This is a genomic window from Streptomyces sp. Ag109_G2-15 (assembly GCF_900215565.1).
GTDB lineage: Bacteria > Actinomycetota > Actinomycetes > Streptomycetales > Streptomycetaceae > Streptomyces > Streptomyces diastatochromogenes.
The window spans coordinates 8,033,206-8,051,928 of sequence record NZ_OCNI01000001.1; the positions used below are offsets into that span (position 1 = coordinate 8,033,206).

General features: G+C 70.9%; 7 protein-coding genes. 2 read left to right on the forward strand and 5 right to left on the reverse strand.

The genetic code is table 11. The features are described from left to right. Window positions 1-306: 306 nt before the first annotated feature. Complete coding sequence (locus CRP49_RS48945) at window positions 307-441, forward strand: hypothetical protein (RefSeq protein ID WP_306459788.1); 135 nt, start codon at window positions 307-309, stop codon at window positions 439-441. A 53-nt stretch (window positions 442-494) separates the two neighbouring features. Here the strand turns inward: CRP49_RS48945 and CRP49_RS36215 are convergent, their stop codons facing one another. Genes CRP49_RS36215 through CRP49_RS36235 form a run of 5 tightly spaced genes read right to left on the reverse strand, consistent with a single transcriptional unit; the run spans window position 495 to window position 15,777 of the window. Then, the gene (locus CRP49_RS36215) at window positions 495-1,271 is read right to left on the reverse strand and encodes an SDR family NAD(P)-dependent oxidoreductase (RefSeq protein ID WP_097257110.1); all 777 of its coding nucleotides are present in this window, start codon (window positions 1,269-1,271) and stop codon (window positions 495-497) included. Next, complete coding sequence (locus CRP49_RS36220) at window positions 1,264-4,863, reverse strand: aminotransferase class I/II-fold pyridoxal phosphate-dependent enzyme (protein ID WP_097257111.1); 3,600 nt, start codon at window positions 4,861-4,863, stop codon at window positions 1,264-1,266. Before CRP49_RS36220 ends, CRP49_RS36215 begins: the two co-directional genes overlap by 8 nt. Window positions 4,864-4,909: 46 nt before the next feature. Beyond that, complete coding sequence (locus tag CRP49_RS36225) at window positions 4,910-7,309, reverse strand: non-ribosomal peptide synthetase (RefSeq protein ID WP_097257112.1); 2,400 nt, start codon at window positions 7,307-7,309, stop codon at window positions 4,910-4,912. Beyond that, window positions 7,302-7,886, reverse strand: coding sequence for an MbtH family NRPS accessory protein (locus tag CRP49_RS49315; protein WP_218892987.1), 585 nt, complete (start codon window positions 7,884-7,886; stop codon window positions 7,302-7,304). Before CRP49_RS49315 ends, CRP49_RS36225 begins: the two co-directional genes overlap by 8 nt. A 43-nt stretch (window positions 7,887-7,929) precedes the next feature. After that, window positions 7,930-15,777 (reverse strand): amino acid adenylation domain-containing protein, encoded by a 7,848-nt coding sequence (locus CRP49_RS36235; RefSeq protein ID WP_179851864.1) that lies wholly within the window; start codon window positions 15,775-15,777, stop codon window positions 7,930-7,932. A gap of 144 nt (window positions 15,778-15,921) precedes the next feature. Between CRP49_RS36235 and CRP49_RS36240 the strand changes: the two genes are divergently transcribed. Continuing rightward, window positions 15,922-18,714 (forward strand): amino acid adenylation domain-containing protein, encoded by a 2,793-nt coding sequence (locus CRP49_RS36240; protein ID WP_097257114.1) that lies wholly within the window; start codon window positions 15,922-15,924, stop codon window positions 18,712-18,714. The last annotated feature ends 9 nt before the right edge of the window (window positions 18,715-18,723 follow it).

Here is an 18,723-nt window from a genome sequence, read left to right on the forward strand (position 1 = left end):
GACGCGGCGGGTGGCTGCGGCCTCATTGACGCGCAGTGACGATCGTCTGGGTGATTGGATGGCTGCTGCCCAGCGCCTGGCGGCAGTCTTCCTCCAGCGCAGCCAGGAGGGCGGCAGCCGCTTGCGCGCCTTGGGTGAGGCGCATGACCAAGGCATGGTCATAGCGGGTGGCCAGTGTGCGAGGGTGCGACGAGCGAGGACCAGTGTGCGAGAGTGGATCATCCCTTTCCGGGCTACCGGGTCCGAGGATCGCTGGACAGCGGTGTGCGCGGCGGGGCGGACGTGTTGAAGGCGCTCGCGCTGGGAGTGAACGGGATGCTGCTCGGGAGTCCCCTGCTGGGGGTCGCGGTCGGCCTCGGAGAGGGGGTCGCCCCCCGTCCTCGGCCTGCTGCTGGGGGAAACTGCGCGACGCCCCGGCCTGCCGCCTTCCTCGCGGCCTAGCCCGCCTGATCGGGTGGGTCCCTGGCGCTCACAGTACGCGCCCGCCCGGACCGTCACAGCGCCCCGTGGAGGCCGCCCGCGTCTACCGTCAGCGCCGTCCCGTTGACGTAGGCAGCCCGGTCCGACAGCAGGAAGCCGACGGCCTCCGCGACCTCCTCGGGGCGGCCGATGGCGGCGCCGGGGTTCTTCTGCCGCAGATCCTCAAGGAGGCGGTCACGGAGGCCGCCCAGCATCCGGGTGTCGATGACGCCCGGGCAGACGGCGTTGACCCGTACGCCGTCGCGGGCGTACTCGGCCGCCAGCGCTCTGGTCATGCCGATGACCGCGTGCTTGCTCGCCGTGTAGGACACTGACAGGCTGTCGGCGGCGCGCAGGCCGGCCACCGAAGCGCAGTTGACGACGGAGCCCCGTCCGGCGGCGGACATCATCCGCAATTCGTGCCGCAGGCAGCGCCACATCCCTTTGACGTTGACGGCGAAGACCTCGTCGAACTGGTCCTCCTCGGATTCGTGGAAGCGGGCGCCGCGCAGGATCGTGTCGGTCCCTATCACCCCGGCGGAGTTGAACGCGCCGTCGAGGCGGGGAAGCAGGTCGGGCAGCGCGGCGAACAAGGCGTCGATGCTCTTGCTGCGGGTGACGTCGACGGGGACGAAGCGTATGTTGCGTCCCGGCAGATCCTTGCTGAGCCTGGTGCCAGCGTCGGTGTCGCGCCCACCGAACACCACCACATTGGCAGGATCCTGGGCGAGCAGCCGGACCGTCGCCTCCCCGATGCCGTGCGTGCCGCCGACTACGAGGTAGCCGCGGCCGGTCGCGTCCAGGTCAGGCATCGTCGCTCCTGCCGTTCTGCCGGGTGGACTCGGCGGCGGTCACCGATGCACGCAGCCGCCGGGCGAGGGCTGGCAGGGCGTCCGGGTCGTGTGTGGCGGTTACCGTCGTGCGCAGCGCGCTCACCCGCGTTGCCCAGGTGCCGGTGAGCGGCACGGTGAGGAGGCCGGCGTCTAAGGCCGCTGAGAACCACCGGTCGGCCTCGTCGTCCCCGCCGGCGCGGACCGGCACGATCGCGGCGGCCGACGGCCCGGTGTCAAACCCCTCGGCGCGCAGGGCATCGCGCCAGCGGTCGCCGTTCCGCCGGAGCCGGCCGACGAGCCGTGCGCCGTCCCTGAGGAGAACCTCCGCGGCCTCCGCGGCCACGAAGGCGTCGATCGGAGAGATCGGGGTCGAGAACACAGCGCCACGGTCGCTGCGGAGCCGCTCGGCGACGCGTTGGCTGCTTGTGACGAAGCCGCCGCTGGACGCCAGTGCCTTGCCCAGCGATCCGACGCGGATGTCGACGCACCCGGGCAATCCGAAGTGCTCCTCGATCCCGCGTCCGGTTGGGCCGATCTGGCCGAGTGAGGACGCCTCGTCGACATAGAGGGTGCAGCCGAAGTCTCGTGCGCAGGACGCCAGTCCGGGCAGGTCGGTGATGCCGCCGGTGCTGCCGGACACGGCCTCGGCGATGATGACACTGCCGGGCCCAGGTGCGTGGGCGCGCAGTTTGGCGGCAAGATCCTCGGTGTCGTTGTGCCGGTAGATGTGCAGCACGGAGCCGCTGAGCATGCATCCGTCGAACACGGAGCGGTGTGCGTGCTCGTCGACGAAGATCATCCCGCCCGGCCCGACGACCAGGGGGATGGCGGAGATGTTGGCCAGGTATCCTGAGTTGAACAGCGTGACCGCCTCGGCGGAAAAGATCCGCCGGAGCAATGTCGCGAGCCGCTCGTGCTCCTGGGTGTGGCCGTTCACCTCGCTCGACCCGTGCGGTCCCAGGGAGTCGGCGCGGCCCACGAACTCGGCGACCCGTCGGCGGATTCCCGGATCGCTGCCCAGCCCGAGGTAGCTGTTCGAGCAAAGGTGGTCCAGGTGCCGGCTGCCAACCTCGACCGTGGTCTCGGTGACCTTCGACGCCGTCCCGATGCCGCGCTGCCGACTCCGAGCCGAGGACGGGTCCCCGTGCGTATCCGCAGACGGGTCCACGGGCGAGTTCGTCGGCGGGAGGGGGACCGTGGGGGAGGAGACCGCTGGGGATGGTGGGCGGGCCGTGTCCGGATCGGAGGCAGCCGCCGAGATCAGTTCAGTCGCGGTCATAGTGTGGGTGAGGCGGCTTCCGGACCGGTTCCGCCAGCCGGTGCTGAGCTGGCTGACGAGCGAGGCGAACCGCAGCGAGTCGATCCCGAGGTCCATCAGCGGTACGTCCAGCGGGAGTTCGTTGAGCCCGGTGTGTTGGCGGACGAACTCGCCCAGCAGGGTTCCGACGTCGCGATCCGGCCCGGCTGGCTCCGGGCGGTCGCTGCGGGGCTGCTGGGCCAGCGCCACGAGCTGGGTCTCGTCGAGCTTGCCGTTGGCGGTGAGTGGCAGCGCCGGCAGGGTCCGTATCTGGTGCGGAAGCAGATGGGCGGGACGGGCCGCGCCGAGCGTCGCACGGAACCGCGCCGGGTCGAAGCGGATCGTCTCGTCCATCGGGACCAGGTAGGCGACGATCGTCTGGTGCCCGTCCACGTCGACCACCACGGTGGCGGCGTCGTGGACGAGCGGGTGCTGGCGGCACGCCTCGGTGATCTCCATCAGCTCGACCCGGTGACCGTTGATCTTGACCTGGGTGTCGTCCCGCCCGACGTACATCACACCGTGCCGCGGGGAGAGGTAGCCGACGTCACCGGTCAGGTACACAGGCACACCGCCTTCACCCTCTGGCGTGTCATCGCGGAACCTCGCCTTGGTCAGGGCCGGATCGCCCACGTACCCGAGGCCGACGTAGGGGCTGCGCACCGCGATCTGGCCGCGCTGGAGCGGCAAGCAGCGCCGGCCGCCTGGCGTGAGGGTGAGTAGCTCGGCGTCCTTCATACCGGTGCCGACTGGCAGAACCGCCGGCAGGGCGTCCAACCGGCCCGCGGTCGGCACCCGGAAGAAGCCGACCGCGCGCTGGGTTTCGGTGGAGCCGTAGAGGTTCACCAGTTCGGCATTGGGCGCCGCGAGCATCAAGCGGCGCGCCTGTTCCCGGGTCAGTGCGGACCCTACGAAGAACACCCGCCGCAGCCCGGTGAGCAAATCCTCCTCGCCGCCGGTGATGAAGGCCGTCGCAGCTGGGTTGACGCAGATCACCGCGACGTCGGACTCGACCAGCCACCGCGGCAACGCCGTCGGACTGGTGAGGTCGCGCTCCTCCGGCACGCAGATCGTGCCGCCCAGGTACAGCGGCGTCATGATGTCCCGCTGCAGGGGGTCGTGGCCGATGCTGGAGCACATGCCGAACCGGGCGCCCGCGAGCGGCCCGAAGTTGCGGTCCATCCAGTCGAAGAAGTACGTGAGCGAGCCGTACCGACCGAGCACCCCCTTGGGCAGCCCGGTGGTGCCGGAGGTGAACGTCAGCACGGCGGGGTCGTCGGGGCCGAGGCGGTCGCGGTCGTATCGGGCCGCCGGTGCGCCCTGTGTCGTGAGGGAGGTCACGGCCCCGCCGACGCCCGCGCCAGCCAGGTCCAGGACTAGGTCAGCGTCGGCGAGGGCGATGCAGCGTTCGAGGTAGGCGAGCGGCATTGCCCGGTTGAGCACCGACAAGGTCGCGCCCACCTTGTACGCGGCCACCAATGCCGCCACGAGGACTCGGTCGCGGTTCGGCACCACCACAATGCGGCTGCCGACGCCCAGCCCGCGCTCCTCGAACTGTGCGGCGATGAGATTCGCCATCTGGTCGAGTTCCCTGTAGGTGGTGACGCAGCCGGCCTCCTCCACGGCCACTCGTTGGGGGTGCTCCGCGCACACGGCCGAGAACCGGTCTATGAACAGCGGCGGTTCATCCGACGCGGCGGGTACGGGGCGGGTGACGCAGTCGGCCAGCAGTTCCTGGAGAGGCAGCTCCCGATGCGTGCTGTCGGCCGCGGCGACTGCCCAGGCACCTTCCACAACCGCCAGCAGGTCTGGGTTCTCGCCCCCTGGCGCGACGAACAAGGTGGCGCGCCCGGCCGTCTCGTCGATGTGTAGGGCCGTGGTGGGGCGGAGCTCTGCCAGCAGGGCGCGATGGTCCCGTTCCGCCAGCGTGGACACGATATGGGACGGCGCTAGTCCCGTGCCGGGCATCAAGGCCGGGAGTGCGGAGGACAGCAGCGTCTCCAGGTCGGCGAGCGTGGCCGTTTCCGGGTCGACCTGGGTGAGATCGACCCGGATGAAGTCGACTGGCGTGAGGGCGGGTTCCTGCGTGTCCCTGGCCACCGAGCGGCCCCCGCGGGCGGGCGCGGCGACGACCACCTGCCCGTCCCGGCACACCGCGTCGAACACCGCGTAGACCGCCACCGCTAAGACCGTCGCGGAGTGGCCACCGACCCGCGCGGCGGTGAAGGTGGTGGAGGCGTAGCCGTCCGGCCACGACCAGGCAGAGCTCGTCATCGCCGATGGTGCCTTCCTGCTTCGAGGGGACGCGGGCTGCGGCGCCTCACCGGCGCCGCACCAGGGCGGGCCGCCGCCGTCTGCCGCGACGGTCGGTAACGATCCGGGCCACCTGGGCCATCGTGTCCGCGCCGATCAGATCGGCGACGCTTACGTCGGTGTCGAACCTCCGGTTCAGTCGGTTGACTACTTGCATGGCCGCCAGCGACCCGCCGCCCATATTGAGGAACGACCGCTCCGCGTCCGGCGGTTCGGTGAGGCCAAGCACCTCAAACCAGATCTCGCCCACCGCAGCCATCACGTCGCTGTCGGCGGGCACGGCCGACTCCGCGGACGAGTGCGCCCTGGTCGCCCGTGCCTCCAACTCACGCCGCGCGATCTTGCGGTTACTGGTGACCGGCAGCTCCGACAGGACCTCGATCCGGGCGGGCACCATGCTCGACGGGAGCCGCTCGGCAAGATGCATGCGCGCCGACCGGGCCACCTCCTCCGCGTCCGCTACTGTCTGCGTGCACAGGAGATAGGCCGCGAGCGCCTGGACGCGGCCGGCCTCGTCGCGTACCGGGACCACCACGGCCTCGCGCAACGCTGGATGCTCCCGCAGACAGGACTCGATCTCGCCGAGTTCGACGCGCACCCCGCCCACCTTGACCTGATGATCGATCCGGCCAAGGATCTCCACCTCGCCCTGACGGCGCATCCGCACCATGTCGCCGGTGCGGTACATGCGTGCGCCCGGCACACCACTGAAGGGGTCCGGACCGAACTTCTCCGCGGTCAGAGCGGCGTCGCCCAGGTAGCCCCAGCCGACACCGACACCGCCGAGGACCTGATCGCCGGGCTGGTCGATGCCCGCAGGCTGGTCAAACGCGTCCAGTACATACGCGGTCTGGTTGACCATGGGCCGGCCGTACGGGATCGACCGCCATGCCGGGTCCACGCCCTCGATGGGGTAGGTGACGCTGGCGACCGACACCTCGGTGGCACCCCCGATACCGATGATCCGCGCACCGGGGAACGCCCGCCACACGGCGCCCGGTTGGTCCATCGGGATCCAGTCGCCGCCGACCAAGACGGCCCGGATGGCGCCACCGCGATCGGTCCGCCAGATGGTGAGGAACTGGGCCAGCAGCGAGGGCACCGACTCCCACACCGTGATGCCGCGCTCCGCCACCAGATCCGCCCAGTGCTGGACGTCGTTCTCCTTGCCGCGGTCGGGCAGCACCACCGTGGCTCCGACCATCAGCGTCGAGAAGAGGTCGAGAATGCTGATGTCGAAGCTCGGGGACGACACGGCCAGCACTCGGTCGCCGGGCCCGAGGCCGATCCGGCAGCTCAGATCGGTCAGCATGTTGGCGCGGCCCGCGTGGTCGAGCATCGCGGCCTTGGGGCTCCCCGCCGATCCCGAGGTGAAGATGACGTAGGCGAGGTCGGACCCGTGGACGGGCAGCGCCGGTCCGCGCGGCGCCGACGGAAGACCGGCGGCCGAGTCGACGACGATCACCGGCGTCTGCGCGTCCTCGGCCGTGCCGTCGTGACCGGGGGCGGTGATCATGAGGTCGACCCGGCCGATCCGACGCAGCGCGTCCTGCCGGGCACCGGGCAGCAGCGGGTCGAGCGGCACGTACGCCGCGCCGGCCTTGAGCACTGCGTACGCCGCGATCACCAGCTCGACGCTCCGGGTGGCAGCGACGCCGACCCGTCCACCGGGACCGACACCGCAGGCGCCGATTCGCGCGGCCAGCGCGTTGGCCAGCCGGTCGAGCCGCCCATAGCTGAGGACCGTCCCGCCCTGTTCCACCGCGATGCGGTCCGGCATGGCCCGGGCGACGGCCTCGATGTGCTCGTGCAGACAGGCAGTCTCCGGCAGCGGAGCGGCGGTGCTGTTGACTTCTGCGAGGAGCGCACGCTCGGCCTCGGTGCGGTGGTCGACGGAGCCAATGGACGCGTCGTCCGGAGCGAGCAGATAGGCGCCGACGTGGGCGGCTATTCTGGCCAGTGCCTCGCTATCAGCCGGCGTCGCCGCACCGTTGACGGTGACCGTCCAGGTGGCGTCCGGGTGTGACGCGAAGCGCAGTGTCACGGACTCGCCGAGCGCCACGTCTACGGTGGTCACGGTGCTGGCCGAGATCACATCCGCGGCGCCGTAGGACGCCACGCTCGCGGAATCATCTGCATACGGCAGTGACAGCGCGGCGCGGAGGGCGCCCATCGTCGGGTTCGGCCCCAGACCTCGGACCGGGGCCGCCGTCCAGGCGCCCGCGCCGCGAGCACGGACGAGGAGCTCGGCGGGCGGCTGCCCGGCGTACCGGGTCGCCAGGGCATACGCGGCGGCGGCGCAGGCGCTCGCCCCGACGGCCGCTGGCCGGATCGGATCACCGGTCGCGCTGGTGGCGGGCCCGGCCGTCCATAGGACCGGGAACAGCGGGTCGGCGCGGTCAGGCATGGGCCGCCTGCTCCGGCACCGGCCGCAGCCGGCCGCGTCCGGCGAGCGACGCCAGCTCGACCGTGGCCTCGCACCGTACCCGTTCGTAGTCGAGCACGAACTCGCCCACGACCCGGACGGTCCCCGACCCCAAGCCGGCTTCTGCGGCAGAAAGGTCGCTAGCAGCGCGGTCGACGGGCACCGTCAGTTCGGTCCCGCCCTGCGTGGCCGGGAAATACAGCCGCACATGCCCGCGGGCGACGATCAGTGCGAGGTCTTCCCCGTCGCGCAGCCGCAGCTCGACGGGGTGCTCCTGTGCCGACAGCCGGGACACCAGCGACGGCGGCTCCTCCGGCGGTTCGTCCGCCACCAGGTCGTTCTCCGGCGCCGTAACCGCCTGTTCGGCTATCCGCCTGCGCACAGAGAGCGGCCGCATGTCGGTCCAGACCCGCGCGATGTGGTCGAGGCAGTGCTGCTTCCCGCCCGACACACCGACATCGTCCCAGCCGCTGGGAAGTTCCCGGTCGACCGGCCAGATCGAGTACTGCTGCTCGGCGTTGACGACGACCCGATAGTCCTGCGTGTCCGTGTCCATCATCAGGCGTCTCCTCGACTCTCCGGGGGCGGGTTGTGTGATGCTTTCATCGGTCCAAAGGGCCGTCGAAGGGCGAGGGCGCGCTGACGCTCCACCGCAGGGCGTCCATGCGCTCCTCGTCCGTGGTGAGGTCCAGGTCCGCCACCCGCGCGTCCGGCCGGGCGGTGAGGTTCTCCAGCAGTAGCCGCAGCCGGTCCGCCAAGCGGGCGGCGCTGTCCGGGGTGAACAGCGTCCGGGCAACGGAGAGTTCCGCGGTCAATCCGGCGGGAGTGCGCCAGAAGGCGACGACCATGTCGGCCGGGGCGGAGTCGCGGTGCGCCACCACCGGTTCGAGGGCCAGCTCGGGCCGCTCGGCGTCCGACTCAGAGGCGGGCGTGAAGGTGAACAGCACCTGCGCCGGCGAGGCGGACGGTGTGTTCCCGCGAGCCTGCCGCAGGGCGGACACCACTCTGCTGAACGGCACGTCCTGGTGAGCGAGGCCGCTGGACACCGTGCGCATGACGCGGCCGAGCAGTTCGCGGACGGTCGGCCGGCCGTCCAACCGCAGCCGCATGGCTAGGACGTTCAAGAACAGCCCGACCACACCCTGGGTCTCCGGCCGGGTACGGTCCGCCACCGGGACGCCGACCAGGACGTCGTCCTGCCGCGTGTACTGGTGCAGGACGATGCCGAGGCCCGACAACAGAGCCACGAACAGGGTGACGCCCTCCTCGCGGCTCAGCTGCTCCAGCCGTTCGGTGGCGTCGAGGGGCAGCGTGAAGAGGCGCCGAGTGCCGGTGGCCGGGGCCGCATCGACGGCGGGGTCGGCTGAGCGGGCCTCCGGCACGGCGAGCCGGGCGGGCGCGTCGCGGAGCTCCTGGACCCAGTAGTCGAGCTGCCCGGCGAGCGCCTCGTCGTCGATGTGCTCGCGTTGCCAGGCGACGTAGTCGCCGTACCAGATCGGCAGCGGTGGCAGCGCATCCGGTGCGCCGTGCCGCCGCGTCCCGTACAGCGCGGTCAGCTCGCGCAGCAAAATGCCGTTGGACCAGCCGTCGAAGACGATGTGGTGGACGAAGAGGATGAGCACATGGTCGTCGTCGGCCAACCGCAGCACGGAGCAGCGCACGGGCGGCGCCGCAGACAGGGCGAATGGCCGGGCCGCCTCGGCGTCGACGATCCGGCGCATGGTCTGCTCGCGTTCGGCGGCGGGCAGGTCGCCCAGGTCCCTTACCGTGACGTTAGCCTCCTGGGGCGGGCGCACCCGCTGCATCGGAGCGCCGTTCTCCAGTCGGAACACCACCCGCAGCGACCGGTGACGGTCGATTAGCGTCTTCAGGCACCCGACCAGGCAGGCGGTGTCCAGCGGCCCGCGGATCCGGTAGGCGCTGCCACTGTTGTACTCGGAGCTGTCCGGCCGGAGCTGGTGGTCGAACCAGATGCCCTCCTGGGCGTGGCTGAGTGGAGCGTGATCGGGTGCCGTGGCGGGACGGATGACTTCGTCGCGCGCAGTGGTGAGCGCACGTTCGATGTGCCGGGCGAGGCCGGCGACCGTCGGGGACTCGAACACGGCGGACAGCGGGATGTGCACCCCGAAGGCGCGCCGTACCGCACCGGCCAGCCGGGGAACGTGCAGGGAGTGGCCGCCGAGGTCGAAGAGGTTGTCGTGGACGCCGAGTTGCTCGACCTCGAGCAGCTCGGCCCAGATTTCGGCCAGTATCGTCTCGGTCCGGTTCCGGGGCCGGTCGTCGGCGGTTCCGGTGAACCGCGGCGCGGGCAGGGCCTGCCGGTCGAGCTTGCCGTTGGTGGTCAGCGGCAGCCGGTCCAGGACGACGACGGCGGCCGGGACCATGTACGCAGGCAGGTGCGCGCCGGTGAACTCCCTCACCTTCGGGGCATCGAGTCGGTGCCCAGGCGCCGGCACGACGTAACCGACCAAGCGCTCGCCTCCGTCGACGACCACGACCGCCTGCCGCACTCCTGGGTGGGCCAGCAGCGCCGACTCGACCTCACCCGGCTCGATCCGCTGCCCGCGCAGTTTGACCTGGCCGTCCATCCGGCCGAGGAACTCTAGCGAGCCGTCCGGCAGCCACCGCACCAAGTCGCCTGTCCGGTACAGCCGGAGCGACGCCCCGGGGGCCGGGGTCCGGGCGAAGGGGTTCGGCACGAACCGTTCGGCTGTCAGCTCGGGGCGCCGCCAGTACCCGGCGGCAACCCCGGGGCCGCCGATCAGCAGCTCACCAGGCACATGGGCCGGGACGGGCTCGCCGGTCGGATCCACCACGTACACCTCGGTGTTCGGGAGAGGGCTGCCGATCGGCATCGAGGGCCGGCGGGCCGAAGGCCGCGCGGATGCTTCGGTGGCCCACGGCCCCGCGGCCGGCGCCTGCCGCGTCGTGGGAGCCGCCACCTCGTAGGAGGTGGCGAACGTGGTGGTCTCGGTGGGGCCGTACATGTTGCGGACTGTGCGGGGCGCCGCCGCCCGCCGGACCAGGGCGTCCACGGCGGTGCGGTCTATCTTCTCGCCGCCGTACCCCAGCTCGCGGATCCCGTCCGTGAGCGCGGGGTCGGCCGTCAGGTGCTGACTGAACAGCCCCGCCGTGAGGTATAGCACCGTGATGCCGTGCTCGCGCAGCGCGGTGGCGAAATCGGCGGGGTCGAGGACGGTTGGGGTGGGCAGCACCACCAGCGTCGCGCCGGACGTCAGGGTCGCCCAGCACTCGAACGTGTAGGCGTCGAAGGAGACGTTCGACGCCTGGACGACCCGGTCGCCGGGCTTGACGCGGAGGTAGGAGGTGTCGTGCACGACCCGGGCGATGGACCGGTGCTGGATCACGACGCCTTTGGGTCGGCCGGTGGAGCCGGAGGTGTAGAGGACGTGCGCAAGGTCGTCCGGGCCCGGCCGGGGCAGCCGGTGCGCGAACTCGGGACTGGACGGCAGATCGTCCACGGCCAAGACCGCCACGTCCGCGTCCGGGAAGGTCCGGGCCAGCGCCGTGGTGGTGAGTAGCAGGGACGCCCGGGTGTCGGCGAGCATGAACTGCAGCCGCGCCGCGGGGTGGTCCAGGTCGAGCGGGACGTACGCCGCGCCGGCCTTCCATATCGCGAGCAGGGCGACGACCAGGTCGATGCCGCGGTCGAGGTGCACGGCGACCAGGTCGCCCAGCCTGGTGCCGCGGTCGGCGATGTGGCGAGCGAGCCGGTCCGCCCGCGCGTTTAGTCCGCGGTAGCTGAGGTGCCGGTCCCCGCAGACCACCGCGATCGCCTCCGGTGCGTGCGCGGCCTGCTCCTCCACCAGTCGGTGGACGGGCACCTGGTCGGCGAACGGCGCTGCGGTGGCGTTGAGTTCGTGGAGCAAGTGGCGGCGCTCGCCGGGGGCCATCAAGTCGATCTGGCTGATCGAGACGTTCGGCCGCTCTGCCACGGCGTCGAGCACCCGGGCAATGTGCGCCGCCATCCCGCTGGCCGTGGTGCCGTCGAACACTTCGGTGGAGAAGGAGAGGGTGCCCTCGATGCCGCCGTCCGGCCGCCCTCGCAGTATCAGCGAGAGCTCGAACTTGACCGCGGTGGTCTCCACCGGCAGCGGTGTGACGTCCAGCCCGGGGAGCGACCAGTGCGCGTCGGGCGCGTTCTGCAGCGCGAACCCGACGTGGAACAGTGGATTGCGTCCGTTTCGGCGGTTCGGGGCCAGCTCCTCGACCAGTCGCTGGAACGGCACGTCCTGGTGCGCGTACGCGTCCAGAGACATCTGCTTCACGCGCGTCACCAGGTCGGTGAACGAGGGTGCGCCCGCGAGGTCGACCCGCATCACCAGGTCATTGACGAAGCAGCCGACCACGTCCTCGGCGTCGGTCCGGTTGCGGCCCGCGACGGGCACGCCGACGACGATGTCGTCCTGCCGGCTCCAGCGGGACAGCACCACCGCGAACGCAGCCAGGATCACCATGAACAGGGAAGCGTTGAGTTCGGCGCCTAGAGCGCGCAACCGCGCGGCAGTCTCCGGCGACACCTCGAGTGGCAGCGACGCGCCCGCTCCCGACAGCTTCACCGGCCGCTGCCGGTCGGTCGGCAGGGCCAGTTCCGGAACGTTGGCCAGCTGCCGCCGCCAGTAGTCGAGTTGGCGCTCCTGCTCGGCGACCTGCAACGGGTCCTGCTCCGCCAGAGCGAAGTCCGCGGCCTGAAGCCGCGGTTCCGGCAGACCGTGAGAGCGGCCGGCCGACTCGGCCGCGTAGCAGGCGGTGAGTTCCCTCGCCAGCAGGTCCATGGACCAGCCGTCCGCCGCGATGTGGTGCACTGAGACGACGACCGTCGCGTCGTCAGCCGTCGACCGGATGACGGCGACCCGCAGCATCGGTTCCTTGGCCAGGTCGAACGGGCGAGAGGTCTCCGCCGCGATGAGCTTCTGGGCCCGCTGGCACCGCTCGGGCATGTCGTTAACAGCCGAGAGGTCGTGTTCGTCGACCTCGACCGGCCGGGGAGGGTCCACGATCTGGTGCGGTTCTCCGTCTGGGCCGAGGATGAACCGGGTGCGCAGCGACTCGTGCCGCGCCACCAGGGTGGTGAACGCGGCGGCCAGCGCGGTCAGGTCAAGGGCGCCTCGGACCCGCAGCACCGTGGGGATCAGGTAGTCGGCAAGGTCGGGCCGCATTTGGTTGACGAGCCACAGGCGCATCTGCGCGGACGACAGCGGGATCCGCTCCGGCCGTTCCGCTGGGGCGGCCGTCTCCTGCGGTGCCGTGCCGCTGCCGGGCGCGGCGTCAGCCCCCTCACCGGTCCCGGTCGTACTTTCCGGCGTGATCTCCTCGGCGAGCAGGGCCACCGTCGGCCGGTGGAAGATGTCGCGCACGGAGAGCTCGGTGCCCAGCGCCTGTCGCACCCTGCTCGCCATCCGGGTTGCGAGCAGGGAGTGGCCGCCGAGGTCGAAGAAGCTGTCGTAGACGCCGACCCGGTCGAGGCCAAGCAGCTCTGCCCAAATACCGGCGAGGATCGCCTCGACCTCGTTCCGGGGCGTGTCGCCCGAATTCCCGCTGAACTGCGGTGCGGGAAGCGCCTGCCGGTCTAGCTTGCCGTTGGGGGTCAGCGGCAGCCGGTCCAGCACCTCGATCGCGGCCGGCACCATGTATGCAGGGAGCCGTTTCCCGGCGAACTCTCGTAGTGCCGCGGCGTCCACATCGTGCCCGGGCGCGGGCACGGCGTAGCCGATCAGCCGCTCGCCGCCGTCCACGACCACCGCCGCCTGGCGCAGCCCTGGATAGGCGAGCAGCGCCGACTCGACCTCGCCCGGCTCGATCCGCAGACCGCGCAGCTTGACCTGGTCGTCGAGGCGACCGAGGAACTCCAGCGCCCCATCCGGCAGCCGCCGGGCCAGGTCCCCAGTACGGCACAGCAGGCTGCCGGACGTCTGTGTGTATGGGTCGGGGACGAAGCGCTCCGCCGTGAGCTCCGCGCGGTTCCAGTAGCCGAGCCCCACCGTGGGGCCGCCGATGCACAGTTCCCCCACGACGCCGTCGGGCACCGGCTCCATGTGCCGGTCGAGCAGGTAGATCTGGGTCCGGGCCAGTCGGTGCCCGATGGGCACCGACATCTGCGCGCCCTCCAGCGCAGTGGCCGGATCGACGCGGTATGCGCTGGAGGCGCAGCTCGTCTCGGTGAGTCCGTAGGTGTGCCAGAGCTCTCCCGGCCAGTCCCGCCACGCGTCGAAGGCCCGGATCGACGGCGCGGTCTCGCTACCGAAGATGATGCGCCGCAGGCTGCGGGGAACCTTCGCCACCCCGTCGACCGCCCAAGACAGCAGTGCCGAGGGTGTGGTGGACATTGCGGTGGCGCCGGTCCGCTGCACGAGCGGCCACAGCTCCACGGGGTCCCATGGGGCCGGGCCGTCGGGCAGGGCGACCGAACCGCCCGCCAGCAGTGCCGGGTAAATCTCCTCGGAGAGGACGTCGAAGCCGAGCGGGGCCAGTTGCAGCCACCGGTCCTCCGCGGTGAGGTGGTAGATCTCCGCTGCGGACAGCGCGAACGCGACGATCCCGCGGTGGGTGTTTATCGCGCCCTTGGGCACGCCGGTCGACCCCGAGGTATAGGTGACGTACGCCGGGTCGCCGGGATCCACCGCGGCCGGAGGTGGCGGCACCGCGGGCGCTGGCACCGGGCCCAGCCGGTCGACGCACGTGGTGGGTACGGCGTCCGCTGGCGCGGCACGTCCCGCCAGCGCGTGCGTGGTGAGCAGGTGGGCCGCACTGGAGTCGCGGAGGATGAGCCGGATCCGCTTGTCCGGGTAGTCGGGGTCCAGCGGCACATACGCGGCCCCCGCCTTGAGTACGCCGAGCATCGCGGCGACGAGGTCGGGGCGCCGGTCGAGGAGCAGCGCTACGCGGTCCCCGCGGGAGACGCCGCGTGCTCTCAGGTGGCGGGCTATTGCGGTGGAGCGTCGGTCGAGCCCCCGGTAGGTGACCTGCTGCCCGCCGCACACCACGGCGACCGCGTCCGGCGTGCGGGCTGCCTGCCGCTCGAACAGCTCGTGCACGCACACATGTGTCTGCGGCGGTATTCGGTTCCTGTCGTGCACCGCCGCGGCGCGCTGCTGCGGGGTCAGTAAGGGCAGCCGGTGGACGGAGCGGCCCGGGTTGGCCAGCGCCGCCGCCAGGACGGTGCCGAGCTGCCCCGCGAGGAGCGTCGCCCGTTCGCCGTCGAAGAGGTCCGTGCGGTATTCCAGGGTGGCGTGCTCTGGCTCCGCGGCGTCCACGGCGAAGGTCATGTCGAACCGGGTGTACCCCGTGTCGGTCGACCGCCGTGTCACCGGCAGCGGTTCGCCGGGCGTCTGCTCGGCGAGCGTGAACATCACCTGGACCAGGGGCGCCATCCCGGGGTGCCGTTGCGGGTTGAGGTGCCCGACCAGCTGGTCGAAGGGCAGCTCAGGACGGCCGAGCGCCTGCAGGACCGCAGACCTGACCCGCGCCAGCACGGTGCTGAAGTCGGGGTCGCCGGTGAGGTCGACGGGAATCGCGACGGTGTTCACCATCGGCCCGACGGTCCGGGCCAGCGACGGGCGGTGACGGGCGCCGACGGGGGTGCCGATCAGCAGCCGCTCCTCACCGGACTGGCGACCGAGCAGGACACCGATGGCAGCCAGCAGCGCCATGAACAGGGTGGCGTTGTGGTTGGCGGCGAAGGCGCGCAGCGAGCCGATTGTGGCAGCGTCCAGTTCGAGCGGCACTCGCTTGCCCCGGAAGGACGTTGCCTCGTGCCGCGGCCGGTCGGTCGGCAGGTCGAGGAGCGTCGGCACACCGGCTAACTGGCCGGACCAATGGGCGAGTTCCGTCTCCAGCGCCTCCGGGGTGAGCCGCTCACGCTGCCTTACGGCGTACTCGGTGAACTGCGTCCGCGGCGGCGGTTCGTCCGGATCAGCGAGGAACAGCTCTCTGACGATGATGTCCATCGATGTAGCGTCTGCGACGGCGTGGTGCGCGGTGAGCAGCAACTCCTGGCGGTTGTCGGGGCCGAGGAGCAGGGTCGCGCGAACCAGCGGGCCACGAGCGAGGTCGAACGGCGCGGCGGCCTCGTCGATGCGCAAGGTCCCGGCACGGTTGGTAAATTCGGCGGCAGTCAGCTCGCGGAGATCGCGCACCGTCATGCGCGCCGCTGGTTCGGCGGCCACGACTTGAAGTGGAACACCGTCCGCCTCGACGAAGGTGGTCCGCAGCGCGTCATGCCGGCGGACGACGGCGTCGAACGCGTCGGCCATCGCGCCGGGATCGACCGCGCCCTGCCAGGTGAGGCTCCAGGCGATGGTGTACTGCGGACTCCCCGATTCCAGTTGGTGGAGCAGCCAGTAGCTCTCCTGAGTAAAGGAGGCCGGATGGACGGTAGTGCGATCGCCTGATTTCCACGACGGATTCGGAAAGGACCGCTCGACGCTCACGAACGCGAACCTAAGGAGCACCAAGTGACCCTGTCAAGCAGCACTTCAACACCCCCGGCGAATCTGCTGATACATCATCACAAAGGTTTGTAAAAAAGTTAGTTGACGGCTCCCGGGTGGAAACAGGGAAGGCGTTGACGCCACTTGACGCTCGATGTGATGATTGCCGCGCTCTGCTCTGGACCGTTGCCAGCAAGGGAGTGTGCCCATCATTGCTATATCTTGTCGGGCCATTTGTCGGTACTGCTCGTGAACTCTCGACAGGTGCCGGTGGAATCGCAGCCCCACTTAGCTATGGATGAGATGTGCTTGCACGGCTTTGTGCGGCGCCATGCCCGCGTAACACCGGATGCAATTGCGGTCTCGTCCGGCTCGTCGTGGCTCACCTACCGTGGGCTCGAACGCCGTTCGGGCAGGTTGGCGGTGCTTCTGCGGCGCCGCGGGGTCAGGCTCGAATCGGTCGTGGGCGTGTGCCTTGAGCGCTCGGTAGACTTCGTCGTAGCCGCGGTCGCGATCCTCAAAGCCGGCGGTACTTATCTGCCGCTGGACGTCAGCTATCCGGCGGAGCGCCTGGGTGCCATGGTCGGTGACGCCGCTCCCGCGATCGTCGTCACCGACAGCGCGCACGCCGGGCTGATATCGCCGGGTACGACGGAACTCCTGCTGCTGGACCGGCTCGACGCCGAGGACGTCCCGCCCGGCGAGGTCCACGCCCTGCCCGCGACCCATCCCGACAACCTCGCGGTGGTGCTGTACACCTCGGGCTCCACCGGCCGTCCCAAGGGTGTCTGTCTCACCCACCGCAGCATCGCGGAGATGGTGGGACGGCCGAACTACGCTTCACTGGGCCCTGGCGACCGGATGGCCCAGATCGCCAGCCCGTCGTTCGACGCCGCGGCGTTCGAGACTTGGTCGGCGCTGGCGTGCGGCGGCGGCCTCGTCATCCTGCCGCAGGAGGAGGTCGCGGACCCGGAGGCCCTCGTCACCGCGATTGCCGACCGCGCCGTCACCATCGCCGCGCCCACCAGCGCGCTGGTCAACCAGAAGGGCCACTGCCAGGCGCTGGCCGCCGCGCCGCTGCGGTTCCTGCTGTTCGGCGGCGAGTCCGTAAACGCCGAAGCCGTGCGCACCCTTGTCGACGGAGGCTTCCCCGGTCACCTCGTCCACATCTACGGTCCGACCGAGGCAGCCATGTTCGCCACCTTCGAGGTCGTCTCGGAGCTGCCCGAACGGCACAGCCGGGTACCCATCGGACGGCCGGTCTGTGCCAGCGAACCGTATCTGCTCGACCACCGGCTGCGGCCGGTGCCCGCTGACATCCCCGCGCAGATTGTGATCGGCGGCAGCCGGCTGGCCCGCTGCTACCTCGGCAGCCCGAGGACGACGGCCGACCGGTTCCGGCCCAACCCGTTCCCGCATCGGCCGGGCGAGCGGGTCTACCACACCGGCGACCTCGCCCGGTTCCTGCCGGACGGGCGGCTGGAGTTCCTCGGCCGGATGGACCGGCAGGTCAAAGTGTCGGGCGTCAGGATCGAGCCCGGGGAGGTGGAGGCCGCCCTGCTGGCGTTGCCCGGCATCGCCGCCGCGGCGGTCCGCGCCCGGGAGAACGCCGAAGGCCGGCTCAGCCTCGTCGGATACGTCGCCCGGGAGCCGGGCGCCGAGATCACTGTGTCCGGTGTCCGCGCAGTGCTCGCTAGACGCCTTCCCGCGCACTTCATCCCGTCGGTCGTCATGGTGCTGGACCAGCTGCCGCTGACCGCCAACGGCAAGGTGGACGACGCCGCCCTCCCCGTGCCGGCCGCGCGCGGCGGAGCCATCGAACCAGGCCGTCGGCCTACCGGTGAGACACAGGTCCGGATCGCCGAGGTGTGGTGCGATGTGCTCGGGGTTGAGGAGGTTGCCGCGGACGACGACTTCTTCGCGCTCGGTGGGCACTCGCTGCTGGCCTTCACGATGCTGTCCACCGTGTCGGCGCACTTCGGCGTCGACGTGCCGATCGGGCAATTGGTCGCGTCGCCGACCCTGGCCGCCCTCGCCGACCTGGTGGAGGCGGCGCGCTCGGCGGGCCCCGACGCTGCCCGCAGCGACCTCCGGGTGATCAGGCAGCTCTCGGGCGGCCCCACGCTCGTGCTGATCCACCCGGTGGGCGGAAGTGTCTTCGCCTACGGGCCGCTGATCGAGTTCTTTCGTGGAAACTGCACGGTGCTCGCGTTCGAGGCAGTGCGGCCCACCGGGGAGACAGTGCCCCGGCTTGCCGCCCGCTACCTGGACGAACTACTGGGGGCGCGACCAGACGGCCCGGTGGTCCTCGCCGGCTGGTCGATGGGCGGCGTCATCGCGCAGGAGCTGGCTGTGCGGTGGGAGAAGCGTGATGGAACCCGCGCGCCGGTCGTCATGATCGATGCGGCGAACCCGGTCGCGCAACCGAGGCAAGCCAGCAGCGGCGAAGCTAAGGCGATCTTCCTTGAGGATCTGTTCTCCTCCCTCGGGCTCGCACGGGACGAGCTCACCGAAGACCACCTGACCGCGCCGTGGGCCGACGTGGTCGCATCGATCACCGCGCTGAAGCCGGACGACGCCTCACTGCGGCTGCTCACCGAGGCCGACCTGCTGACCCGGTTCCAGCTGTTCGTCTGGCTCTACGACGCGTTCCACCAGCACACGCCGACGCCCTACGCCGGCCCTGTGCACCTGATTCACACGCGCGGTCACGCGGACATGGCGACACCCTGGGCGTCGCTCTGCGACACGCTTGAAGTCCTTGCGCTACCCGGCGACCACTACACGATCCTCTGGCCGCCGATCGTGGATTCGGTGGCCGCACGGATCAAGGACGCCATAGAGAAAGCGAGCACGACCACGCACCAGGACGGTACCGGGAACGCGCACAGCGCTGCAGACCAGGACCACGTCGGGAACCAGGACACGGAGAGGTAGGGCGCAGCG

Bases quoted from the DNA above. Each gene is read 5' to 3' on its own strand.
- CRP49_RS36215 (WP_097257110.1), bottom strand. From the start codon at position 1,271: ATGCCTGACCTGGACGCGACCGGCCGCGGCTACCTCGTAGTCGGCGGC.
- CRP49_RS49315 (WP_218892987.1), bottom strand. From the start codon at position 7,886: ATGATGGACACGGACACGCAGGACTATCGGGTCGTCGTCAACGCCGAG.
- CRP49_RS36220 (WP_097257111.1), bottom strand. From the start codon at position 4,863: ATGACGAGCTCTGCCTGGTCGTGGCCGGACGGCTACGCCTCCACCACC.
- CRP49_RS36225 (WP_097257112.1), bottom strand. From the start codon at position 7,309: ATGCCTGACCGCGCCGACCCGCTGTTCCCGGTCCTATGGACGGCCGGG.